The sequence below is a fragment of the Thalassococcus halodurans genome (assembly GCF_900108225.1).
Taxonomy (GTDB): Bacteria; Pseudomonadota; Alphaproteobacteria; order Rhodobacterales; family Rhodobacteraceae; genus Thalassococcus; species Thalassococcus halodurans.
Genome location: NZ_FNUZ01000007.1, coordinates 69964 through 93824 on the forward strand (window position 1 = coordinate 69964; position 23861 = coordinate 93824).

Genomic DNA, 23861 nt, shown 5'->3' on the forward strand with positions numbered 1-23861 from the left:
CTTGATCAGCGCGACGAACCCTGTGCCAGTTCCACCATCGCCATGGTGACGCGGCTCAGTTCGTCGGGCGTGATGATGTAGGGTGGCATCGTATAGATATTGTGGCCGAAGGGACGCAGCCAGACACCTGTTTCTGGCGCGCGCGCATGGGCGATGCGTGCATCCACAGGATCGTGCATTTCTATAACGCCGATTGCGCCAAGAACGCGCACGTCCCGAACGCCCGGAAGGGTGGCGGCAGGGGCGAGGCCGTCGCGCAACTGCGCCTCGATCGACTGAACGTTTGTCTTCCAATCGCCTGAGGCGAGCAGGTCCAGACTGGCGCAGGCGGCTGCGCAGGCCAGCGGGTTGGCCATATAGGTCGGCCCGTGCATCATAACGCCAGCGGCGCTTTCGCCAATGCCGCGCGCGACCTCTTCGCTGGCGATGGTCGCGGCAAGGGTGATGTGCCCGCCGGTCAGCGCCTTGCCCAGACACAGAATGTCCGGAACGATATCCGCGTGATCCATGGCAAACATCTGCCCGGTCCGGCCAAAGCCTGTGGCGATTTCGTCAAGGATCAGAAGCACGCCATGGGCGCGGCACAGGGCCTGTGCCTGACGCAGATATTCGGGATGATAGAAATACATGCCGCCCGCACCTTGAACGACCGGTTCAAGGATCAGCGCGGCGATAGAGCGGGCGTTATGATCCAATAGATCAGAGAGCGCACCAATGCCGTTCAACGCCGGATCATCGCTCCAGTCGTCGGTCAGGCCAACAGGTGGGCGCGGCAGGAAATGCTGGATCGACAATGCACCGGCAAAAAGCCCGTGCATGCCGGTGACAGGGTCGCAAACGCTCATCGCTTTCCACGTGTCGCCATGATAGCCGCCGCGAATGGTTGCGAATTGGGTGCGACCGGTTTCACCCTTGGCCATCTGGTATTGCACGGCCATTTTGAGCGCGACTTCAATCGCCACGGACCCGCTGTCGGAATAGAAAATCCGGTCCAGTCCGTCGGGCAGCATCGCCACCAGTTTACGGCCCAGTTCAATCGCCGGATCATGGGTCAGCCCACCGAACATGACATGCGGCAGCGTGTCGATCTGGGTATGCATCGCGCTGGTGATCGCAGGGTGCCTATGGCCATGGACGGCACACCACCATGACGACATCGCATCAATCATCTGTCCGCCGTCATCGCGGGTCAGCCAAACGCCTTCTGCCTTGGTGATCAAGTGCATCGGGCCGGGGGCCAGAACATTGGTGTAGGGATGCCAGAGGTGACGGGCGTCAAAGTCGAGCGGGGTCATAGCGCGGCCTTGATCGTAGCGGTGTCGACCTTCGCAAAAGCCGTGGTCAGTGTTTCGGGGGTCAGAGGCGACAGATGGGGCAGGCGGCCAAGATGTGTGGTGGCGCACATCTGGACGATGGTGTCTTCGACATCCGGTTCCGGCGCGCCGATAAAGGCCACGCCGACCACAGAACAGCCCGCGTCACGCAGCGCCATCAGGGACATGGCCGTGTGATTGATCGTTCCCAACTGGGTGCGCGCCACAAGCACGACCGGGGCCTGCCATCTGGCAAACATATCGCGGTAGAACAGCTTGCGGGTCAGGGGAACCATCACGCCGCCTGCGCCTTCAACAACAAGCGGGCCGTCGGTTACTGGCAAGGCGAGACGGTTCGGATCAATTTCGACGCCCTCGGCCTCGGCCGAAAGATGCGGTGAGGCCGGCAGTTGCAGGCGGTACGCTTCGGGCAGCGCAGGGCGACCTGACAGGCGGGCGACCTGTTCGGTGTCGGTTGCCTCTTCGAGCCCGGATTGGACGGGCTTCCAATAGGTGGCATTCAACGCGGCGGTCAGGCCCGCGGCAAAAACGGTCTTGCCGATGCCGGTGTCGGTTCCGGTGATGACAATCGCGTTCATGCGGCGGCCTGCCGGTGGTGCGTCAAGGCCTCGAACAATGCGGTGATGTCGGCGTTGCTGACGTTTCCGGTGATCGAAATCCGAAGCCGCGATGTCCCCTTGGGCACGGTTGGCGGACGGATGCCGCGTACGTCAAAGCCCTGTGCTTGAAGGCCCGTCGCAATATGCATGGTCGGGGCGTCTTCGCCGATGATCACCGGAATGATCTGGCTTTTCAGGGCGTTGTCAGAAATGCCATGGGCGCTTGCCGTGGCATGGGCATGATCGATGCGGGCCCGCGCGGATGTGACCAGCGTATCGTCTGCCGCCAAATGGGCGATCGACGCACGCACCAACGCGGCGGTGAAGGGGGCAGGCGCGGTGGCAAAAATAAAGGGGCGTCCGCGATTGACCAGCATATCGATCAAAACCCGCGCACCACAAACCAGCCCGCCGGAGACACCCAGACCCTTGCCACAGGTGTGCAGTGTCAGAACCTCGGCCTTCAGCCCGTGGGCCAGTCCGCGACCTCCCGGTCCGTAAAGGCCCGTGGCATGGGCTTCGTCCACCACAAGGATCGCGTCGGTTTCGACCGCCAAGGCATCAAATTCGGCTAAGGGGGCAAAATCGCCCTCCATCGAATAAAGGCTTTCGACTGCGATCCAGATGGATCCTGTGCCACCCTGCGTGCGCCAGTCGCGCAGCACGCGACGGGCGTCATCGGGATCGTTATGTGCAAAAGACCGGGTTTCGGCGCGACCTGCGCGCATTCCGTCATGGGTGCTGGCGTGAACGAGTTCATCATAAAGAACCAGATCGTCCGGCCCCGGAAGTGCGGCAAAAATAGCCTGATTGGCCTGAAACCCGCCAACGACAAATAGCGCGGCTTCGGCCCCGAAAAAGGCGGCGGCTTCTGCTTCAAGTGCTTCGTGTTCGGCGTGATTGCCGCGCAGCAACCGTGATCCGCCGGACCCCAAAGGCACGCCACGGGTCAGCGCATCGGCAGCGGCGGTGCGCAGGACATTAGAGTTCGCAAGGCCCAGATAGTCGTTGGATGCGAAATCCAGTCCCGCCTGCGGGATCAAGCGTCTGCGACGGTGGCGCGCGTCAAGATCGTCCAGCGACGCGGCGAGTCTGCCAAGGGCGGTCATTCTGCGGCCTTTGCGCTTTGTCCGGCGGCGGTTTCCGCCTGAATGCCCAGTTTGGCAAACAGCAGTGCATCCTTGTCTTCTTCGGGGTTTTCGGCGGTCAAAAGCGTTTCGCCCACGAACATGGAGTTTGCACCGGCAAAGAAACACATTGCCTGCATCTCTTCGCTCATGTCGGAGCGGCCTGCGGACAGGCGGACATAGGACCGCGGCATCATGATCCGCGCCACGGCGATAATCCGGACGAAATCAATGGGGTCAACGGGGGCTGCGTCGGCCAAAGGCGTGTCCGCCTGGGGCATCAGCATGTTGACCGGAACGCTGTCGGGGGCGGGGTCAAGGTTGGCAAGCGTGACCAGCATATCCAGCCGGTCCTGCGTTTCTTCCCCCATACCCAGAATGCCGCCAGAGCAGACCTTGATCCCTGCTTCTTTCACGCGGTTCAGCGTGTCTATGCGGTCGGCGAAGGTGCGGGTGGTGATGACTTCAGGGTAGTAGCGTTCGGAGGTGTCGATGTTGTGATTGTAGTAATCCAGACCCGCGTCCCGCAGGCGTACCACCTGATTGTCGTCAAGCATGCCAAGGGTCATGCAGCTTTCCATGCCAAGGGCCCGCACGCCTTCGACCATGGCAACAAGGCTGTCCATGTCGCGGTCTTTTGGTTCACGCCACGCGGCCCCCATGCAGAACCGTGTCGCGCCGCCATCACGGGCGCGACGGGCCTCGGCCAGAACGCGTTCGACCTCGATAAGTTTCGAGGCGGGGAGTGTCGATCCGTTTCGGGCCGACTGAGAGCAATACGAGCAATCTTCGGCGCAGCCGCCGGTTTTTATCGATAAAAGCTTCGAGGTTTGCACTTTGTTCGGATCAAAGTTCTGCCGATGGACGGTTTGTGCCTGAAACAGCAGGTCCATGAGTGGCTGGTCGTACAGGGTCTGGGCGGCCTCGCGGCTCCATTCTTTGGACGTGCTTGTCATTTTATCGATAAAATCCATGCGATTTTCTGTTTGGGTATTTTTTTATCGATTGTGGGCTGACTGACAAGCCCATTTTTGGTCGCAGCCCCTTGGTCAACAGGCCACGATTTTTCGCCCCTTGCCAAAAACCCAGGCCGGACATAGCGTTACGCCGAATCCGTTGGGGTGCCCGTCATCGGGCTGAGAGGCGTCAGTCAACCCATCGAACCTGATCCGGACAATACCGGCGTAGGGAACGGAAGCGCGCTAGATGGCACCCCATGCCGTTTTGCCTTTTGTTTGCTGTGCCGTTCCCTTGATGGAGGCACAGTTGGGGACGATCGCAAAATTACTGATTATCGCAGGCTCTGACAGCGGCGGCGGCGCCGGGATACAGGCCGATCTGAAATCCGCATCCGCGCGCGGCGTCTATGCCATGACAGCCGTCACCGCGATCACCGCGCAGAACACCCAAGGGGTGCAGGCGGTTCAGATGATGTCGCCCGACATGGTTGCCGCGCAAATCCGGTCGGTCCTGTCGGACATTCCGCCGGATGCCATCAAGATCGGCATGTTGGGCACTGCCGAGATCGTCGAAGCTGTCGCTGATGCGCTGGCGGAGTATCGCGGCCCTATCGTTCTTGATCCGGTGATGGTGGCGAAATCCGGTGATGCCTTGCTGGACGACACGGCAGTTGATGCGCTGACGCGGCGCTTGCTGCCGCGTGCTGCGTTGTTGACGCCGAACCTGCCCGAGGCCGCGCGGTTGCTGGATGGTGCAATGGCTGGCGACCCGCAGGCGCAGGGTCAGGCGCTGCGGGCGCTTGGGCCGCAGGCGGTTTTGATGAAAGGCGGCCACGCCGATGGTGCGCTGTGCGAGGATTTTCTTGTTGAAGCGGATGACATGACCCGCTTTGCCGCGCCGCGCGTGGATACGCGCAACACGCACGGCACGGGGTGTTCGATGTCCTCGGCCATCGCGTCCGAGCTAGCAAAGGGCCGTGACATGAAAACTGCGGTGCAGGTGGCGCACGACTGGTTGCATCAGGCGATCCTCGCAGCGGATCAACTGGACGTCGGGCAGGGGCACGGGCCGGTTCATCATTTCCACGCGATGTGGCCATGACCGGGGTCACGATCCTTGGGGCCGGAGTTGCGGGGCTGTGCGTCGCACACGAGCTGACGACGCGGGGGGCATCGGTGCGTCTGATCGATCCGCAGGGCGGTTTGACCGGATGTTCGCGTTATGCCGGCGGCATGCTGGCCCCGTTTTGCGAAGGCGAAACCGCCGTGACAGAAGTTGTCACCTTGGGGCAGGGGGCTGCCGATTGGTGGGCGGCGGCGGGCGTTCAGGTGGAACGGCGCGGCACATTGGTGGTGGCTTTGGGCCGTGACCAGCGCGAACTGGTGCGGTTCGGCCGTCGCGTGCCCCAGCATCGTGCCCTGTCCGCCCCTGAGATTTCTGAACTGGAACCGGCGCTGGCAGATCGTTTTCAAAAGGCCCTTTTTATTCAGGACGAAGCCCATCTTGATCCGCGCAAAGCCCTGTCTGTTTTGCGCGACGGTCTTGCGCGGCGGGGTGTTTCTATCGTCACGGATGGCCCGATATCGGGTCAGTTGATCGACTGTCGCGGGTTGGCGGCACGGGAAGATCTGCTGAAACTGCGCGGCGTTCGGGGCGAGATGGTGATCCTTCGCGCCCCTGATGTGACCCTGCACCGGCCCATCAGGATGCTGCATCCGCGCCACCCCATTTACATCGTACCCCGTGGCGAAGGACTCTACATGCTGGGGGCGACCCAGATCGAAAGCGGCGATCAGGGGCCAGCACGGTTGCGCGGCATCGCCGAGCTTTTGAATGCCGCCTACGCATTGCACCCCGCCTTTGCCGAGGCCGAGGTGCTGGAAATCGGCGCCGACGCGCGCCCCGCTTTTCCCGACAACATGCCGCGCGTGGTGAAGGCACCGGATCGTATCCACGTCAACGGTCTGTTCCGCCACGGATTTTTGATGGCCCCCGCGTTGGCCCAAGAAGCGGCGACGCTTGTTTTGAACTCCAGAAAACCGGAGCACATTGAATGAAGATCACAGTGAACGGAACCGTGCAGGAGGTGTCTGCACAGACGCTTGATGCCGCCCTGGCTGAGCTTGGCTATGGCGATGCGCGCGTGGCCACCGCGTTGAACGCCAATTTTGTGCCTGCCGCGATGCGCGCGTCGCAAAGCCTTGAAGCGGGGGATCAGCTTGAAATCCTCGCCCCGAAGCAAGGGGGCTGAGATGCCGGTTTTTTATGAAACAGAGATCGCGTCGCCCCTGATGCTGGGCACGGCGCTATATCCGTCACCTGATGTTTTGGCAGATGCCTTCCGCCGGTCCGGAGCGGGCGTGGCGACGGTGTCGTTGCGCCGCGAGTCTGCGGGTGGCGGCGATTTTTGGGAGCTGATCCGCGAACTGGATATCCCCGTTCTGCCGAACACGGCAGGCTGTCATTCCGTGCGCGAGGCGGTGACCACGGCGCACATGGCCCGCGAGGTTTTCGACACAGATTGGATCAAGCTTGAGGTGATCGGCCATGCCGACACCTTGCAGCCGGACCCGTTCGGGCTTGTCGAGGCGGCGCGCATTCTGTCCGAAGACGGGTTCCGCGTATTTCCCTATACCACCGAAGACGGCGTTCTTGCGGGCAAACTGCTGGACGCTGGCTGCGAGGTGTTGATGCCGTGGGGTGCTCCGATTGGCACAGGGCGCGGGTTGATGAACCCCTACGGTCTGCGCACGCTGCGGGCCCAGTTTCCCGAGGTGCCGATGGTGGTGGACGCGGGGCTCGGGCTGCCCAGTCATGCGGCGCAGGTGATGGAGATGGGGTTCGATGCGGTCCTGTTGAACACCGCCGTTGCGCAGGCCGGTGATCCGGCGGCGATGGCCGAAGGCTTTGCGCTGGCGCTGCGCGCCGGAAAGCTGGCCTATGACGCTGACCCGATGGAGCCGCGCGATATGGCGCAGCCGTCAACACCCCTGATGGGATTGGCGGTGCTGGAATGACGCTGGATCGTTTCTATCCGATTTTCGACCATCCCGATTGGCTGGAACGTGCGCTGCCCTTGGGGGTCAAGCTTGTGCAGTTACGGGCCAAGGATTGTGCGCCCGATGACCTGAAACAGCGGATCGAACGGTCGCGTGATTTGTGCCGCGAGGCTGGGGCCGTGTTGGTGGTCAATGATCACTGGGAACTGGCGATCGAGCTGGGATGCGATTGGGTGCATCTGGGGCAAGAGGACCTTGATAGTGCGGATCTGAACGCCCTTCGTGCCGCGGATATCCGGTTCGGCCTGTCGACCCATGACGAAGATGAACTGGACAGGGCGTTGGCCTGTGATCCGGGGTACATCGCGCTTGGGCCAGTATGGCCGACCATCCTGAAAAAAATGAAGTGGCACGAACAGGGGCTGGATCGTGTGACCGAATGGAAACGCCGGATCGGTGATCTGCCTCTGGTCGCCATTGGGGGTTTGTCGGTCGAACGCGCGCCTTCGGCCTTTGCGGCGGGGGCCGATATCGTGTCGGTGGTGACGGATATCACGCTGAATGCCGATCCCGAGGCCCGCATCTGCGACTGGATCGAGGTCACGCGATGACCCGCTATGCCCGTCAGCAGGCGGTAATCGGGGCCGAGGCGCAGGCACGTTTGGCCAAGGCATCTGTTCTGGTTGTGGGGGCAGGGGGCCTGGCCGCGCCGGTGTTGCAATATCTTGCTGGCGCCGGTGTCGGCAGCTTGCGGGTTGTGGATGCGGATGTGGTCAGCCTGAGCAACTTGCACCGCCAGACGCTTTTTCGCGCGGCTCAGATCGGGATGCCAAAGGTGATTGCGGTGCAAGAGGCACTAAGCGGTCTGAACCCGGATGTCCGGATCATTGCTGAACAGGCGGCCCTTATGCCCGCGAACGCGGAAGCGTTGTGCGATGGGGCGACGGTTGTTCTGGATTGCGCCGACAGCTTTGCGGTCAGCTATATCCTGTCCGACGTTTGCAAGGATCAGGGTATTCCGTTGATCAGCGCATCGGTCAGTGGAACGGATGGCTACGTCGGCGGATTTTGCGGGGGAAAGCCGTCGCTGCGCGCGGTGTTTCCGGACCTGCCGGAACATTTGGGGTCCTGCGCGGTCGAGGGTGTTCTGGGCCCTGTCGTTGGTGTGATCGGCAGCCTTCAGGCGCAGATGGCGCTGACCGTTGCTGCGGGCGATCCGGCCCCGTTGGGGCAGATCACAACCTTTGACGCCGCAGGCCAACGGTTTGGCGGGTTCCGGTTTGATAGCGCCCCCGAACCCGACCGGCAGGCCGTGTTCATCGACCCCGATGCGGTGCGCACCGACGATTGGCTTGTGGATCTGCGCGGCGCGGAAGAAGCGCCGCTTGTCCACCCTGATGCGCGCCGCCTGACTGTCGACACCTTCGGCCCCGATGGCCCTATGCCCGAAGCAGGCCAACGCGCCGTGCTTTGTTGTAAATCCGGACTGCGCGCATGGACTGCTGCGCAGCGCCTTTCTCTTGTGTGGCAGGGCGACATTGCCCTGATCGCGCTGCCTGATTTTCCGAATAATTCCTGAAGGAGACCTCTTGTGAAACCACTTGCCCTGTTGGCGTGCCTGTGTGCGACGCCCGCCTTTGCAGCTGACCAGATGTCTGTCGTGCTTGACTGGTTCGTAAACCCCGACCACGGCCCGATTATCGTCGCGCAGGAAAACGGCTATTTTGCAGAACAAGGCCTTGAGGTCGAAGTGATCGCCCCGGCCGATCCTTCTGATCCGCCCAAGCTGGCCGCTGCCGGAAAGGCCGATCTGGCGATTTCCTATCAGCCTCAGCTTCATTTGCAGGTGGCAGAAGGTCTGCCGCTCAAGCGCGTTGGCACATTGGTCGCCACGCCGCTGAACTGTCTTCTGACGCTGGAAGACGGCCCTGTTCAATCCATTGCGGATCTGGCCGGACGCAAGATCGGATTTTCCATCGCAGGCGTGGAAGAGGCGCTTTTGGGTGCGATGCTGCAGCCTGCTGGTATCGGTCTGGACGATGTTGAACTGGTCAACGTGAACTGGTCGTTGTCCCCTGCGCTGATGTCGGGTCAGGTGGATGCGGTGATCGGGGCCTTCCGCAATTTCGAACTGAACCAGATGGAGATCGAAGGCATTGCGGGCCGCTGCCTTTATCCCGAAGAACACGGGGTTCCCGCGTATGACGAACTGATCTATGTCGCCAACCCCGACACGATGGATGCCGACCAGATTGCCCGTTTCCTTGCAGCGACGGAAAAGGCCACGCAATACATCGTCAACCATCCCGACGAGAGCTGGAAAATCTTTGCTGCAACCTCGGCGGAACTGGACGATGCGCTGAACGCGATGGCATGGCAGGATACCTTGCCGCGCTTTGCGTTGCGTCCGTCGGCGCTGGATGAAGGCCGTTACGCGCGGTTCGAGACGTTCCTGCATGATCGTGGTCTGGTCCCCACAGTGCGACCTGTGTCCGATCTGGCCGTGACGGTGGCCCAGTGACCTACGGCAGTACCTTTCCCGTCTGGCGTGCTGCTGCTGGTGATCACTGGCACGCCTATACCCATCATGCCTTTGTCGAAGGGCTGAGGGACGGCACCCTGCCGCGCGAAAGCTTTCTGCATTATCTGGTGCAGGATTACCTGTACCTTGTGCATTTTGCGCGGGCTTGGGCCTTGGCGATGACCAAGGCCGAAACGCTGGAAGAAATGCGCCATTGTGCGGCGACGACCCAAGCGTTGATCGATGATGAATTGCGGCTTCATACCCGCATTTGCGCCGAGGCGGGGATTTCCGAAAGCACATTGCAAAGTGCCGAAGAACGCCCCGCGACGCTGGCCTATACCCGCTACGTTCTGGATGCAGGCCACGCAGGCGGGTTTCTTGATCTGATGGCAGCACTGGCCCCTTGTGTGATGGGCTATGGCGAAATCGGAGCCCGTCTTTTGGCGTCGGATCCGGCGCCGGACTATGCAGACTGGATCGAAACCTATGGGGGTGGTGATTATCAGGTACTGTGTTCCCGTGTCGGTACCTTGATCGACGAGGCGGTGCGCTTGCGTCTGGGGGAGGGGGCCGAAGCATCACCAAGCTGGCCGCGTTTGTGTCAAAGGTTCACCACGGCAACGCGGCTCGAGGTCGGGTTCTGGGATATGGGGCTTGATCCGTGACAGCGCGCGCACCTGTCCCTGGACTATCCTTTGAAGGTTCGGTGTTTGCCGATGCAAGAACGGGTGCGCGGCGATTGCTTGGCCCATTGTCCTTGACTGTAACGGCGGGGCGCTGGACATGTCTTTTGGGGCCGTCCGGCGTTGGAAAATCCACGCTGTTGCAGGCCTTTACAGGTCTGCCGGACGGGTTGCGGATGGATGGATCGGCGGTGCTTGATACGGGGGCGCAGCCTTTGGGGCAGGTGGCCCTTATGGCGCAGGATGCGGGGCTTTTGCCGTGGTTGAGTGCGCTTCAGAATGTCTGGATCGGGTCGCGTCTGCGCGGAGAGAGGCCAGATCACGCCCGCGCAAAGGCGCTTCTGGAACAGGTCGGGCTGGGCGCGCAAGGGGCGCAAAACTGCACCCGTCTTTCCGGTGGTCAGCAACAGCGTCTGGCCCTTGCGCGCACGCTTTACGAAGACCGCCCGGTTGTTTTGCTGGACGAGCCGTTTTCCGCGCTGGATGTGGCGACGCGGTTGCGCGTGCAGGACGTCGCCCGTGATCTTTTGAGCGGGCGTACTGTGCTGCATGTCACCCATGATCCTGCCGAAGCCGCGCGCATTGCCGATGACATTCTGATCCTTGATCACAGCGGGCTGACACCCGTGTCTGTGCCGCAGCATTCAAAGCAGGCTGACGATCCGAAGGTTCAGGCGCTGACGTCCGATCTGACACGGCTGTTGCTGGAGGCTGCATGAAATATCTTTTGCCCGCAGCTTTGATCCTGTGCCTTTGGCAGAGTGTTGTCTGGGTGACGGACGTGCCGGCCTTTATTCTTCCGCCGCCGGCAAAGGTCGCTGTGACGTTGTGGGGCAATCGGGCGCTTTTGGCGGAACATGCCATCGTGACCCTGTCCGAGGTGATGATCGGGCTCTTGCTTGGAGCGATACTGGGTATGGTGACAGCACTTGGCCTTGCGATGGCGCCGCGCCTTGATCGCTGGCTGAAGCCTGTGTTGGTGCTCAGCCAATCCATTCCCGTTTTCGTGCTGGCGCCGATCCTGACGCTTTGGTTCGGCTACGGGCTTTGGTCAAAGATCATGATGGCGCTTTTGATCATCTATTTCCCTGTGACATCCGCCTTTCATGACGCGTTGGTTGCGACCCCGCCCGCCTGGTTGCGGCAGGCAGAGGTCATGGGTGGAACGCGCTGGCGTGTTCTGTGGTTTTTGCGCGTGCCCGCGGCGTTGCCCGGCCTGATGTCGGGTCTGCGGCTTGCGGCTGTTTATGCGCCGATCGGGGCGATTATCGGGGAATGGGTGGGGGCGTCTCGGGGGCTGGGCTATTTGATGCTGCTGTCCAACGGTCGGGCGAAAACGGGCCTGATGTTTGCGGCTGTTCTGGTCGTTGCGGTGATGACAATCCTGCTTCATGCCGTTGTGAATCGCCTTGCATGCAAGATCGAAAATAAGAGTCGCGGGCAGGCGGAGCCGTCGCTCTGACCCCCGTTTTGTAACCGCTCATAAATTGAGCAATCCCGCACTGTATGCCTGATATTATCGCGCTGGCTGTAGTGGTCGTACATTTTGCGAGCAAAAATCGCGCTTAGGCTTGGACCTTCTGACGCTTATGCAGGCATTCGGCGCGCGAAGCTTATACGCAGAGTGACAATTCGGCCTAATCTAGTTGTTCTGGTTCTGCGTGCCTACGAGTCGAAAAGGACAGCCTATGAGCCAGCCATTAGCCCCAGTGGCAACCTTTACCCGCATCGCCGAAGTGTGGATTCCCGAAGGGGATCATTTGGTGCATGGCGGTGGTGCCTATGACGGTGCCGAAGGCCTGAGCGATCTTTCCGGTCAGATGAGCTTTGCCAAGGGCGAAGGCCTGCCGGGCAAGGCGTGGGCCGAAGCGCGCCCCGTTGTTCTTAAGGAATTCGACGGATCGTATTTCAAACGGACAGAGGCCGCGAAAGAGGCCGGTCTGACCTGTGCCGTGGCCGTTCCTGTCTTTGCCGGAAAAACGCTGAAGGCCGTTCTGGTTATTCTGTGTGGCGACGATGCGGACCATCACGGCGCAATCGAAGTCTGGGAAGACGAAGGCAGCAAGCTGGTGCTGACAGACGGCTACTACGGGACCGCCAAGAATTTCGAAGCGATTTCTCAGGATATCTCGTTTGCCTACGGGCAGGGGCTTCCGGGGGGTGTTTGGGCGGCGTCCACGCCGATCCTTATGCGCGACCTGTCCCGTATCGGCGCGTTTATCCGTGCCGAGGCCGCAGGCGAGATCGGGTTGAAGAACGGTTTGGGCGTGCCTGTGCCGGTTCCGGGCGACAAATCCTATGTGCTGACACTGCTGTCCTCTGAAAACACACCGATCGCGCGCCGGTTCGAGATTTGGGACGCACGCCCCGAAGTGGTTGGCGCCGAGAAAAAAGCGCTGCGCATGGACGGGTTCTGCGCACTTGAAGGGCCGCTTTGGCCCAAAGAAAACCCGCCTGTCGATGCGGTATCGGCAAGCGCATGGCAGGGACCTGTCGGTCAGGTTCTGGGGTCGGGTCTGCCCGAAGTCCATCAAGGCGCGACCGGCCTTCCCAAGGGCTACACCCTGATGGTGGCCCTTCCTGTCTACAAAGACACCGAGCTGACCCACGTGGTCGCCTGGTACCTGTAAGAAAGGCAATGACGATGCAGAAACTTGTGGTTATCGGGGCAGGCATGGCCTCGGGACGGGTGCTGGAACACCTGTTCGACACAGCGCCAGAGGCATTCGACGTCACTCTGTTCAACGCCGAGCCGCGTGGCAACTACAACCGGATCATGTTGTCGCCTGTTCTGTCGGGGGAAAAGACATTCGAAGAAATCGTCACCCATGACGATGCTTGGTATGCAGACAACAAGGTGACAACGCGGTTTGGCGAAAAGGTCACCAAAATCGATCGCGACCGTAAGGTGGTTGTCGGTGAAAACGGCGAAGTTGCTTATGACAAGCTGATCATCGGCACGGGCTCTGCCCCGTTCATCATCCCGATGCCGGGCCATGATCTGCCGGGTGTCGTTGCCTACCGCGATCTGGAAGATACAAACGCCATGATCGACGCATCGGCCAAGCCGGGCGGCAAGGCTGTTGTGATCGGCGGCGGTCTGTTGGGTCTTGAGGCTGCGGCGGGGCTGCGCCTGCGCGGCATGGACGTGACTGTGCTGCACATCATGGGTCACCTGATGGAGCGTCAGCTGGACGAAGCCGCGGGTTACTTGCTGAAACAGGATCTGGAAAAGCGCGGCATCAATGTGATGCTGAAGGCGCAGACCAAGTGCATCGAAGGGGATGGCAAGGTCGAACGCGTTCTGCTGGAAGACGGCACTGTGCTTGAGGCCGATATCGTCTGTATGGCGGTCGGTATCCGTCCGGCCGCAGCACTGGGTCAGGATGCCGGTCTTGAAATGGGTCGCGCGATCAAGGTCGATGCGCAGATGCGCACCTCGGACCCTGATATTCTGGCGGTGGGTGAATGCGTCGAATTCGAAGGCAACCTGTTTGGTCTTGTTGCTCCGCTTTATGATCAGGCCAAGGTTCTGGCCAAAACCCTGTTGGGCGAAGACGACGCGTTCAAGATGCGCGAACTGTCGACCAAGTTGAAAGTCACAGGCTGCGACCTGTTCAGCGCAGGCGATTTCGCCGAGGGCGACGCACGCGAAGACATCGTGTTCCGCGACCCCAAGCGCGGTGTTTACAAGCGTCTGGTCATCGAGGACGACAAGCTGGTTGGTGCCGTGATGTACGGCGACACCGCGGATTCGAACTGGTTCTTCGGATTGATCAAAGACGGCTCGGACATCTCCGAGATGCGCGACACGATTATCTTTGGTCCGGCATTCCAGGGGGGTGGCGCTGCCGCCGCGGACCCTCTGGCAGCCGTTGCAGCATTGCCGGCTGACGCCGAAATCTGTGGCTGTAACGGCGTTTGCAAAGGCACAATTGTTACCGCCATCGAAGGCGGCGCGACCACGCTGGACGATGTGAAGGCCATCACCAAGGCTTCGGCGTCCTGCGGGACATGCACCGGTCTGGTGGAACAGGTTCTGGCCGTCACGCTGGGTGACAGCTTTGAGGCGAAGGCCGAAAAGCCGATCTGTAAGTGTACCGACCTGACCCACGAAGACGTGCGCCGTCTGATCAAATCGCAAGAGCTGAAATCGCAGCCTGCGGTCTGGCAGCAACTGGCGTGGAAAACGCCGAACGGCTGTCACGTATGCCGTCCGGCCATCAACTATTACCTGCTGGCGGACTGGCCGCTGGACTATCAGGACGATTTGCAGTCGCGCTTTGTGAACGAACGCAACCATGCGAACATCCAGAAGGACGGCACCTATTCCGTAATGCCGCGTATGTGGGGCGGGATGACCGATCCCGACGAGCTGATCGCCATCGCGCAAGCGGCGAAAAAGTTCGACGCCGTGGTCAAGGTGACAGGCGGTCAGCGGATCGACCTTTTGGGCATCAAGAAAGAAGACCTGCCAGCGATCTGGTCGGATCTGAACGATGCGGGCATGGTTTCCGGCCACGCCTACACCAAGGGCCTTCGGACGGTGAAAACCTGTGTGGGGTCTGACTGGTGCCGCTTTGGTACGCAGGATTCGACCGGTCTGGGCATCAAGCTTGAAAAACGCCTGTGGGGGTCTTGGACACCGCACAAGGTCAAGCTGGGTGTATCGGGATGTCCGCGCAACTGTGCTGAAGCGACCTGTAAGGACGTGGGCGTGATTTGTGTCGACAGTGGCTATCAGATCGGTGTTGCCGGCGCGGCGGGTATGGATGTGAAAGAAACCGAACGTCTGATCGATGTGGCGACCGAAGAGGAAGCGATCGAATGGACCGTGGCTTTTGTCCAGCTGTACCGCGAAAACGCCAAGTATCTGGACCGCGCCTATAAGTGGGTTGCGAAAGTCGGGCTGGATTGGGTCAAGGAAACGCTGGACGATCCGGCGACCCGTGCCGCACTGATCGAACGTTTTGATATCTCGCAAAGCGTCTATCAGCACGACCCGTGGGCCGAACATGTAGAAAACCGTAAGGCGCAATATGCGCCGCTTGCCGACCTGACGACGGAGGCCGCAGAATGAGCTGGACCGATATTGGCGCCCTGACAGACATCCCCCTGCGCGGCGCGCGCATCGTGAAAACCCCTGCGGGCTGCATTGCTGTGTTCCGCACTGACGAAGCCGAAGTCTTTGCGACATCGAACAAATGCGCCCACAAGGGCGGCCCTTTGGCCGAAGGCATCGTGCATGGAAAACAGGTGACGTGCCCGCTGCATAATTGGGTTTATTCGTTGGAAACCGGCGAAGCCCAAGGTGCGGACGAAGGCAGCATTGCGACCTATCCGGTCAAGATCGAAGACGGTCGTCTGCTGCTTGATACGGATGCGGTTGCCGCGCGGAACGCCGCCTGATGACGGCTGCCACGACGCGATCAACCTGCCCCTACTGTGGGGTGGGTTGTGGTGTTTTGCTAACGCCTGACGGGCAGGGCCGCCTGACCGTCAAAGGGGATCCGGACCATCCGGCGAACTTCGGGCGTCTGTGTTCCAAAGGATCGGCTCTGGCCGAAACGGTGGGTCTGTCGCACCGGTTGATGACCCCGCGCGTTAACGGGACCGATACCGATTGGGACAGCGCGCTGGATCATGTGGCCAAGACGTTCTCGAAAACGATCGCGGAACACGGGCCGGACTCGGTGGCGTTCTATGTATCGGGCCAGATGCTAAGCGAAGACTATTACGTCGCCAACAAGCTGATGAAGGGTTTCATCGGTTCGGCCAATATCGATACCAATTCGCGTCTGTGTATGTCGTCGACCGTGGCAGGGCACAAACGCGCCTTTGGCACCGACACGGTGCCCGGCACCTATGAAGATCTTGAAAACGCCGATCTGATTGTTCTGACCGGTTCGAACCTCGCTTGGTGTCATCCGGTTCTGTACCAACGCATTCTGGCCGCGCGGAAATCCCGTGGCACCAAACTGGTGGTCATTGATCCCCGTCGCACGGCAAGCTGCGATGGCGCGGATTTGCACCTTGCTTTGCGGGCGGGCAGCGACGTGGCGCTGTTCAATGCCTTGCTGGCGGAAATTGACCGGCGCGGGCTTTTGGACCGCGCCTATATCGACGCTTACGTCAGTGGCGCGGATAACGCGATTGCAGCGGCCAAGGCCAGTGATCCGGCGATCACGGGCCTGTCCGATGGCGATCTGAAGACATTCTTCGATCTCTGGATCGGGACGGAAAAGGTCGTGACCATTTTCAGTCAGGGCGTGAACCAGTCTTCGTCCGGCACGGATAAGGTCAATGCGATCCTGAACTGCCATCTTGCCACTGGCCGCATCGGACGGCTTGGCATGGGTCCGTTTTCCGTAACCGGACAGCCCAACGCGATGGGCGGGCGCGAAGTGGGTGGTCTGGCCAATATGCTGGCTTGTCACCTTGATCTGGAAAACGCCGACCACCGCGAGGCCGTGCAGGGGTTCTGGGCATCGCCTGCGATGCCCGATAAGGCCGGTTTGAAAGCGGTCGATATGTTCCGCGCGTTGGGCGAAGGCCGCATCAAGGCGCTGTGGGTGATCCATTCGAACCCTGCCGTGACCCTGCCGGATGCCGACCGTGTGCGCGGTGCTGTTGAAGGCTGCGATTTTGTTGTGGTCAGCGATATCACCGAACGCACCGACACCGCGCGTGGCGCGGATGTGTTGTTGCCTGCGGCGGCATGGGCCGAAAAATCCGGCACGGTCACAAACTCTGATCGTACCGTGTCGCGGCAGCGCGCGGTTCTGGCCGCACCGGGGATTGCCCAGCCCGATTGGTGGATTCTGGCCGAAGTTGCAAAACGCATGGGCTTTGACGGTTTCGATTGGACTAGTCCGGCCGAGATTTTCCGCGAATATGCGACGCTTTCGGGTATCGCCGGGTCATTCGGGCGCGACTTTGATATCTCGGATTTCAAGGACATTTGCGACGCCGATTATGACACGCTGTCGCCATTCCGCTGGCCCCAAAGCGCAGCAAAGCAGGGTGGCCGGTTCTTTGCTGACGGTGGTTTCTACCACGCGGATGGCAAGGCCAAGATGCTGGCGCTGACGCCGCGCGATCCTGCGTCTATGCCGGATGAGAAGCGCCCGTTCAGGCTGAACACGGGGCGTCTGCGCGATCAGTGGCATACTATGACGCGGACAGCTCTTAGCCCGCGACTGTCGGCGCATCTGCCCGAACCCTTTGTGGATATGCACCCCAAGGATGCGGATCGACTGGGCCTGAAGCCCGCAGACCTTGTGCGCCTGACAAGTCCGCACGGAACCTCGGTCTTGCGGTTGCGGCGCACCACAGATGTGGCACCGGGGGATCTGTTTGTTCCGATGCACTGGACCGGTGAAACGGCCCCCTCTGCACGGATTGATGCGCTGGTCGCACCCGTGACCGACCCGATTTCGGGGCAACCGGAAAGCAAGGCCAGCACCGTTGCGGCCGAACCGTTTCCTGCGAAATGGTATGGTTTTGCGATCTCGGCCACGTCGTTTGATCCGGACTGTTCCTATTGGGCGCGGGCGCGGACTGGTCAGGGCTGGCGTGCGGAACTGGCGGGCGATACGATCCCCGATGATTGGGAAGCCTACGCACGTTCGCTGCTAAAACAGTCCGAGACCTCTGCTCAGGTTCTGAAGGATCCGAAGCGGGGCACGTTCCGGATTGCGTTCTATCAGGACGAAATCCTGATCGCAGCGCTTTATGTCGGTCCCGAGCCTGTGGACCTGATGCGCGATTTCCTTGCGGGATTGCCGGGCACGGAAACGCTTTGGGCGCTGGCGGGCAAGGCGCGGGGCGATATGCCCGATCCCGGTCCGGTGGTTTGTTCCTGCTTTGCGGTTGGTCGCAACACCATTCTGCGCGAGATTGAGGAAAAGGGCCTGACCACGGTCGAGGAAATTGGCGCCTGCCTGTCAGCGGGCACCAATTGCGGGTCGTGCAAATCTGAATTGGCGGGGCTTTTGGCCGCGGTCGAGGTCAGCGAACCAGCAGAGTGATCAGCAAGACAGCCGCCACGCTGGTGGCTGTCAGTGCCCATGTGCGCCAGAAGTTGCGGCCCCCGCGCTGCAACAGCGGCACAAAGTCACCGCCTGCGGCGGCTTCGGCCCGTGCGCTGCGCAGTTCACCCAGAAATTCGGTCATCACCTGCGGGCGTTCTTTGGGTTCGAAATCAATGGCACGCAGAATGGCGGCGCTTGCAGTTTTCGGCAAATCAGGGCGCGCGTCGGTCAGCGGTTTCGGCACCCAGTCTTTCTGGTTCACGGACAGGCGATTGCCACGTTTTTCGTGATCGAAAGGCACTTTGCCGGTCAGCATTTCAAAGGCGATCACGCCGATGGAAAACAGATCCGACAGGTTGGACGCGGGTTTTCCGGCCAGCACTTCGGGGGCGATGTAGTTCAGCGATCCTTCGGGAAGGTCTTCGTCGGCGCCCGCAAGAAGGCCCTTGAAACCAGCGACCTGAACCGATCCGAAATCGATGATTTTCGCGGTGCCATCTGCAAGGATCATGACGTTCTCAGGTTTCAGGTCTCGGTGCACCATGCGCAGGCGATGAAACACCCGCACGGCTGAAACGAGCGATGTCAGGACAGGCAGCACATCGCGCAAACGGGGCGTCGGATGCCTTGTGATCCAATCGCGCAGGGTTTCGCCTTCGACCCATTCGGCAACGAAATAGAGAAAACTTGTGTCTTCATGCGGCAAGATTTTCATCACTTGAGGATGTGAAATCTTGCGCCCGACCCATTGTTCGAGGGTGAAGCCTTCGAGGTACTGAAGCGTTTCGGCAAAGTTGCGGGACGGAGCCTTAAGCACATATTCGCCATCGGGCTTATCTGCGCGACGCACCTTGTAGACATGGCTGCGGGTCGAGGCGTGCAGCACTTCTGTCACCTGCCAGCCGTCGATCCGGTTGCCCGGCTTCATAACCGGCGGAATGACCAGATCGGTCAAACGGCGGTGGGCTTCGGTCACGCTTTCCGAGGGCAGGGATTCAACCGCCATCAGCATGGCAGACACGTTATCGTCACTGCCCGCCGCAAGCGCCGCGTCGCACAGGGCGCGGGCTGCTTTTTCCAGATCGCGTTGCGTTTTCAGGGGCGCTGACAGCTGTTCGAGCAGGGCGTGTTCGGGCAGGGCGCTGTGGACCCCATCGGACAGCAGGATAAACACATCCCCTGCGGCCATTTCGTGTTCGGCGTAATCCACATTCAGGCGTTGATCGATGCCAAGCGCCCGTGTCAGGACCTCTTTCTCGCCCATGTACATGCTGGTGTGGTCGGTGGTCAGACACTTCAGACGACCGTTGCGCAGCAACAGACAGCGCGTGTCGCCTACATGCACGATATGCGCTGTGGTCGACTTGGCGATCATAGCGGTAAAGGTGGTGACCTGACCCTCTGCCTCGGGCGAACCGCTGCGGTTCTGCGCGTAGAAGAAGGTGTTCAGCGCCTGAATAAGACGCCCCGAACAATCCGCCACTGTCCAGCTTTCGGGGGCCGAGTAATAGTCCTGCGCGAACTGCATTACCGACGTTTGCGCGGCCTTCCATGAATTGCGACCGGTGCTTATGCCGTCGGCAATACAGATCATCGCGCCGCGCGCGTGAAGTTCATAAAGGCTTTCCGGAATGCGGCCCGAGATCGCGTCGTCGTTACGCGGTTTGACACCTGCAGCAGAATAGCCCCCCATCGCGGCCTTGAGCGGATGGGTCGGAAACTGACCTTTGACCAGCGGTTGTTCTGAATTTGCAGGCATCGTCTTCCTCATGATGCACGAAAAGGCGGGACATGCCCGCCTGATCGTTTTCAACCGATTCCGGTCTGATTAGGTCACTTTGATCATGGTGACCGCGCCGTCCTCGTCAACCTCGGCGATCTCGCCCGAGGGTTCTTCAAGGAAGAGCAAGGCGATGAAGCCCAAGACGGCAGTACCGGCGATGACCATGAAGAAAGTCGAGGCGTCCACCACCGAATAGATGATCAGGTAAATCACCGCGCCAACATTGCCGTAGGCACCGGTCATGCCTGCGATCTGGCCTGTCAGAGACCGTTTGATCAGCGGGACCACAGCGAACACGGCGCCTTCACCGGCCTGTACAAAGAACGAACAGGCCATGGCTGCAACAACCGCCAGCCAAATCGGCCATGCCGCATCGACGACGCCCATCAGAGCATAGCCAAGCGCGAGGCCCGCGGTCAGGATCAGCAGTGTCTTTTTGCGGCCGAACCGGTCGGAAATCCAACCGCCACCGGGGCGCGACATCAGGTTCATAAAGGCGTAGGCCGAGGCCACCATGCCCGCGACGACAGGTGTGAGGTCGAAGGTTTCCAGAAAGAACAGCGGCAGCATGGACACAACAGCCAGTTCCGAGCCGAAGGTGGCGAAGTACAGGATGTTCAAAATGGCGACCTGCTTGAACTTGTAGCGCTGGAATTCAGGGACTTCTTCGGTCAGGACATTGCGGTTGGCGCGCACGGCCAACATCGAGTCATAGAGGTACAGAAGAAGCAGGCCGAAATAGACAACGTTCGTCGTCATGGGTGTGAAGATGTCGACGTTCTTCAGGCGCCATGCCAAAGCACCCAAAGCGATGTACAGCGGCACTTTCATGACCAGCAGGAAGAACAGATCGCCTTTCGAGGTGACCTCCATCGCGGTGGCGTTCTTGGGGCGGAAATACTTGGACCCTTTCGGCACGTCCTGAACGCTTGCGTAGTAGATAAAGCCGAACACAAGCGCCATTGCACCGGTCAGACCGATCGCCCAACGCCAACCGTCTTCACCGCCGAACCAAAGCGCGATGGTGGGCAGGGTGAAGGCCGCAGCCGCCGAACCGAAGTTGCCCCAGCCGCCATAGATGCCTTCTGCGGTTCCCAGTTCGTTGGCGGGGAACCATTCAGAAACCATCCGGATGCCGATGACGAAACCGGCCCCGATGAACCCAAGCGCGAAACGGGCCAGCGCCAGTTGGGTAAAGTTTTCAGCGACAGCAAAGATAAAGCAGGGGATCGACGCCAGAATAAGCAGCGCCGAATAAACGCGACGGGGGCCATATTGGTCGGTCAGCATGCCGATGATGATCCGCGCCGGAATGGTCAGCGCGACGTTCAGGATCAGCAGCGTGGTGATCTGCGGCTTGGTCAGGCCAAGGCTTTCTTTGATCGCACCCAGCATCGGGGCAAGGTTGAACCAGACCACGAAGGTCAGGAAGAAAGCGAACCAAGTGAGGTGAAGGATTTTCATCTTCCCCGAGAACGAGAAGATATTAAAATTGCTCGAGGACATGACGGTCTCCAAAGTCTTCCGTCGCGCCGTGCGACGGGTCGCTGAGCGATTGGATCATGTCTTGGTCGAATGCATGCATTTTATCCCTAGTGGGGCGAATGGCGGCGTGTTTTTGGGCGTGCGCCTAAAAAATGGGCGCTATAGCGGGAAGGGTTTGAATGTTTGTGCATTCTGCAAAATCACCAATTCGGTGATCTCGGGCATTCGTGACCGCTTTGTCTTTTGGGATGGTTGCCCTGTTCCGGCGGTCGGGCTAGGTTTGCCGCCCAAGCCTCAGGGGACCTCGCGTGCTGGATCAGACGCCTAAAAAATCCGACGACATTGCCCATCAACTTGCCAGCCGCATTGTGCGCTGCGAGGTATCGCCGGGTGAAAAGCTGCGTCAGGATCTGGTCGCCCGCGAATTCGGTGTCAGTCAGGTAACGGTCCGCGAAGCGTTTCTGCGATTGGAAGGTCAGGGCCTTGTGATCAGCTTGCCTCGTCGCGGGACCTGCGTTGCGTCGATGGATCAAAAGACGGCTGAAGAGCTGAAGGTGATGCGCGTGGCGTTAGAGCCTGTCGCACTGGAACGCTCGGTACCGAACCTGACACCTGAACAGGTGCAAGACATCGAAGACGCGCAAGACGCCTGCGATTTCGCCGAAACGGTCGAAGATTGGGAAGACGCGAACCGGCGTTTCCATCTTGCTGTGATCGCCGGATGCGACATGCCGCGATTGGTGGCCGAGATCGCTGAACTGCAGGTTTTGTATTCGTGGCACTACAATATGCACTACGCCGGCCGCTGGAAAAAACGCGCCGACCGCGACCATGCCGCAATCCTTGCAGCAATCAAGGAAGGCGACGCTGCCACAGCGCGTATCGTGATGCAGCGGCATCTATCCCGTCTGTCCTGAGACGTGAATTAAGTTAACATAAGATAGATTATCAGATCGTCGTGCGGTGCCCACAACGCAAGATTTCTAGCACCAGCCTATGCAAGGCTAAATTGCAGCTTTTCCCGTCAAGAACCGGCACCTTTACGGCCATAACCCCCAACTGGAAATTCGCAACGGGTCACATAGTCGGCTTTTGCATGTAGCCGAATTAGGTCGTCCATTTTTATTGGTTGAGAAGACAACATTCCGTCATCCAACAGGACCCCGAGATAAAACTCGGCAAATGCCTTTAGAAATATCCGATCTGCATCCCTCGTAATTTTTCCGCTGTGCTCGGAAAGAAAGGCCCTGTAAAACGAAGCCGCTTCGGACGTGCAGTTGCCTTTGTGCATGCTCACTGCCTTTTGCAGGCACGCCTTCGCCACATACTCCGCCGGCTCTGTGACAAGATCATATTGCTCGCATGCCGCTGCAAACTTGCCAACATTCACAAACGCATCGCCTTTTTGAAAAGCTCTAATTGAGCGCCATCTTGTCAGAATACCCATGATTTCCAATTTGTTTGATTTCTCTGAAGACTTGTAGCTGGGTACGGAAACCACTGGCAAGCGGTGCGTCCGGAATGTTTGTCGTCGCTCTTGGCTCGTCCCAACTGGGACGCACTCCGGCTATGCATACCCGGTGACATTTCTCCTTGCGGGGCAACACAAGCTATCCGCTCAATCTGCCTCCAACCCCGCCAAAAGCTTCATATGCCATGCCAATGCGTGGTTCGAACTTAGAACCGGCATATTCAGGTCGAGCATCAGTGGTTGCAGGATATCCAGCGTGCGCAGGTTTGTGCAGGACAGGAAAATAGCGTCGCAGCCACCCTCTTGGGCGATATGGAGGGCCGCTTTGGCGATGGAGGCCGGGGTGATACGCGCGACCTGCGCTTCGATCTCTTCTCCGAACGAAAGCCTTTGCGACACGGTGATGCCACGTTCGGTGAAGGCATCACATAAGGGGCCAGAGACACTGTCGACATAGGGTGAAACGACCCCGATGCTGCCCACGCCCAAGGCTTTCAACTGGGCCACAGCGGCGGTCAGCGGGTTGGTGACGTGCTGCGCCGTGCTGTTTTGACGGACCAGGTCCGTCACGCGGTCTTCTCCGATTAACGCCGTGCCCGAGGTGCAGGCATAGCCGACAACCGCTAACGGCCCACCCGACGGCAGAAGCGCGGCTGAGGTCGCAAGATTGTCTGCCATATGCGCAATGCTTTCCGGTGACAACGTGTCGCCGGACTGCACGCGCGACACATAAAGCCGCGCCATGTCGGGCGGGATCATGCGGTGGAACTCTGGTTCCAGTGTTTCATCCACACGCAGCGCGATCAGGCCCAAGGCGGGTAAATCGGGTTCGGATGTTTCGTATGGAACCTTGGTCATGTCCC

23 protein-coding genes and 1 riboswitch are annotated in these 23861 nt (G+C 60.1%); of the genes, 15 read left to right on the plus strand and 8 right to left on the minus strand.

Annotated features, from left to right (window positions below; genetic code table 11):
• Positions 1 to 5: 5 nt before the first annotated feature.
• Genes bioA through bioB form a run of 4 tightly spaced genes read right to left on the minus strand, consistent with a single transcriptional unit; the run spans position 6 to position 4016 of the window.
• Entirely contained in the window at positions 6 to 1295 is a 1290-nt protein-coding gene (gene bioA, locus C4S59_RS17450; protein ID WP_103911666.1) for an adenosylmethionine--8-amino-7-oxononanoate transaminase, read from the minus strand.
• Entirely contained in the window at positions 1292 to 1912 is a 621-nt protein-coding gene (gene bioD / locus C4S59_RS17455; RefSeq protein WP_103911667.1) for a dethiobiotin synthase, read from the minus strand. The genes bioA and bioD overlap by 4 nt, the downstream gene beginning before the upstream one ends.
• Positions 1909 to 3042, minus strand: coding sequence for an 8-amino-7-oxononanoate synthase (locus C4S59_RS17460; protein WP_103911668.1), 1134 nt, complete (start codon positions 3040 to 3042; stop codon positions 1909 to 1911). Before C4S59_RS17460 ends, bioD begins: the two co-directional genes overlap by 4 nt.
• Positions 3039 to 4016: a biotin synthase BioB gene (gene bioB / locus C4S59_RS17465; RefSeq protein ID WP_103911777.1), complete on the minus strand. Its 978-nt coding sequence runs from the start codon at positions 4014 to 4016 to the stop codon at positions 3039 to 3041. Before bioB ends, C4S59_RS17460 begins: the two co-directional genes overlap by 4 nt.
• Positions 4017 to 4167: 151 nt before the next feature.
• Positions 4168 to 4268, plus strand: a riboswitch (TPP riboswitch).
• Positions 4269 to 4335: 67 nt separating this feature from the next.
• Between bioB and thiD the strand changes: the two genes are divergently transcribed.
• The 14 genes from thiD (at position 4336) to C4S59_RS17535 (ending at position 18256) form a co-directional block, all read left to right on the plus strand.
• Positions 4336 to 5121 (plus strand): bifunctional hydroxymethylpyrimidine kinase/phosphomethylpyrimidine kinase, encoded by a 786-nt coding sequence (gene thiD / locus C4S59_RS17470; protein WP_200813252.1) that lies wholly within the window; start codon positions 4336 to 4338, stop codon positions 5119 to 5121.
• Positions 5118 to 6077: an FAD-dependent oxidoreductase gene (locus C4S59_RS17475; RefSeq protein ID WP_103911779.1), complete on the plus strand. Its 960-nt coding sequence runs from the start codon at positions 5118 to 5120 to the stop codon at positions 6075 to 6077. Before thiD ends, C4S59_RS17475 begins: the two co-directional genes overlap by 4 nt.
• On the plus strand, positions 6074 to 6271 hold the full coding sequence (thiS, locus tag C4S59_RS17480; RefSeq protein ID WP_103911669.1) for a sulfur carrier protein ThiS: 198 nt from the start codon (positions 6074 to 6076) through the stop codon (positions 6269 to 6271). Before C4S59_RS17475 ends, thiS begins: the two co-directional genes overlap by 4 nt.
• Position 6272: 1 nt before the next feature.
• Entirely contained in the window at positions 6273 to 7037 is a 765-nt protein-coding gene (locus C4S59_RS17485; RefSeq protein WP_103911670.1) for a thiazole synthase, read from the plus strand.
• Positions 7034 to 7630 (plus strand): thiamine phosphate synthase, encoded by a 597-nt coding sequence (locus C4S59_RS17490; RefSeq protein ID WP_103911671.1) that lies wholly within the window; start codon positions 7034 to 7036, stop codon positions 7628 to 7630. The genes C4S59_RS17485 and C4S59_RS17490 overlap by 4 nt, the downstream gene beginning before the upstream one ends.
• Entirely contained in the window at positions 7627 to 8598 is a 972-nt protein-coding gene (locus tag C4S59_RS17495; protein WP_103911672.1) for a HesA/MoeB/ThiF family protein, read from the plus strand. The genes C4S59_RS17490 and C4S59_RS17495 overlap by 4 nt, the downstream gene beginning before the upstream one ends.
• Before the next feature lie 72 nt (positions 8599 to 8670).
• Complete coding sequence (locus tag C4S59_RS17500) at positions 8671 to 9540, plus strand: ABC transporter substrate-binding protein (protein WP_103911780.1); 870 nt, start codon at positions 8671 to 8673, stop codon at positions 9538 to 9540.
• The gene (tenA, locus tag C4S59_RS17505; protein ID WP_103911673.1) at positions 9537 to 10208 is read left to right on the plus strand and encodes a thiaminase II; all 672 of its coding nucleotides are present in this window, start codon (positions 9537 to 9539) and stop codon (positions 10206 to 10208) included. The genes C4S59_RS17500 and tenA overlap by 4 nt, the downstream gene beginning before the upstream one ends.
• 92 nt (positions 10209 to 10300) lie before the next feature.
• Positions 10301 to 10945 carry an ABC transporter ATP-binding protein gene (locus tag C4S59_RS17510; protein WP_234994820.1) on the plus strand — a complete coding sequence of 215 codons (645 nt, stop codon included), beginning with the start codon at positions 10301 to 10303 and terminating at the stop codon, positions 10943 to 10945.
• On the plus strand, positions 10942 to 11688 hold the full coding sequence (locus tag C4S59_RS17515) for an ABC transporter permease (protein ID WP_103911674.1): 747 nt from the start codon (positions 10942 to 10944) through the stop codon (positions 11686 to 11688). The genes C4S59_RS17510 and C4S59_RS17515 overlap by 4 nt, the downstream gene beginning before the upstream one ends.
• Positions 11689 to 11914: 226 nt before the next feature.
• Positions 11915 to 12856 (plus strand): GAF domain-containing protein, encoded by a 942-nt coding sequence (locus tag C4S59_RS17520; RefSeq protein WP_103911675.1) that lies wholly within the window; start codon positions 11915 to 11917, stop codon positions 12854 to 12856.
• A 14-nt stretch (positions 12857 to 12870) separates the two neighbouring features.
• Positions 12871 to 15306 (plus strand): nitrite reductase large subunit NirB, encoded by a 2436-nt coding sequence (nirB, locus tag C4S59_RS17525; RefSeq protein ID WP_103911782.1) that lies wholly within the window; start codon positions 12871 to 12873, stop codon positions 15304 to 15306.
• A complete protein-coding gene (nirD, locus tag C4S59_RS17530) occupies positions 15303 to 15635 on the plus strand; it encodes a nitrite reductase small subunit NirD (RefSeq protein WP_103911676.1) in 333 nt (110 codons plus the stop codon). Before nirB ends, nirD begins: the two co-directional genes overlap by 4 nt.
• Positions 15635 to 18256 carry a nitrate reductase gene (locus C4S59_RS17535; RefSeq protein WP_103911677.1) on the plus strand — a complete coding sequence of 874 codons (2622 nt, stop codon included), beginning with the start codon at positions 15635 to 15637 and terminating at the stop codon, positions 18254 to 18256. The genes nirD and C4S59_RS17535 overlap by 1 nt, the downstream gene beginning before the upstream one ends.
• Here the strand turns inward: C4S59_RS17535 and C4S59_RS17540 are convergent.
• Entirely contained in the window at positions 18237 to 20018 is a 1782-nt protein-coding gene (locus C4S59_RS17540; protein ID WP_160006948.1) for a bifunctional protein-serine/threonine kinase/phosphatase, read from the minus strand. The two genes, C4S59_RS17535 and C4S59_RS17540, sit on opposite strands and share 20 nt — an antisense overlap.
• A gap of 69 nt (positions 20019 to 20087) precedes the next feature.
• Positions 20088 to 21548 (minus strand): NarK family nitrate/nitrite MFS transporter, encoded by a 1461-nt coding sequence (locus tag C4S59_RS17545; protein WP_103911679.1) that lies wholly within the window; start codon positions 21546 to 21548, stop codon positions 20088 to 20090.
• A gap of 287 nt (positions 21549 to 21835) precedes the next feature.
• Between C4S59_RS17545 and C4S59_RS17550 the strand changes: the two genes are divergently transcribed.
• Positions 21836 to 22444 carry a GntR family transcriptional regulator gene (locus C4S59_RS17550; RefSeq protein WP_103911680.1) on the plus strand — a complete coding sequence of 203 codons (609 nt, stop codon included), beginning with the start codon at positions 21836 to 21838 and terminating at the stop codon, positions 22442 to 22444.
• Positions 22445 to 22551: 107 nt separating this feature from the next.
• On the opposite strand, the gene C4S59_RS17555 is transcribed toward C4S59_RS17550, so the two are convergent.
• Positions 22552 to 23034, minus strand: a complete 483-nt coding sequence (locus tag C4S59_RS17555) for a hypothetical protein (protein WP_146064559.1) — start codon at positions 23032 to 23034, stop codon at positions 22552 to 22554.
• Between the two features lie 111 nt (positions 23035 to 23145).
• The gene (locus C4S59_RS17560) at positions 23146 to 23856 is read right to left on the minus strand and encodes a maleate cis-trans isomerase family protein (RefSeq protein ID WP_103911682.1); all 711 of its coding nucleotides are present in this window, start codon (positions 23854 to 23856) and stop codon (positions 23146 to 23148) included.
• Positions 23857 to 23861: the final 5 nt, after the last annotated feature.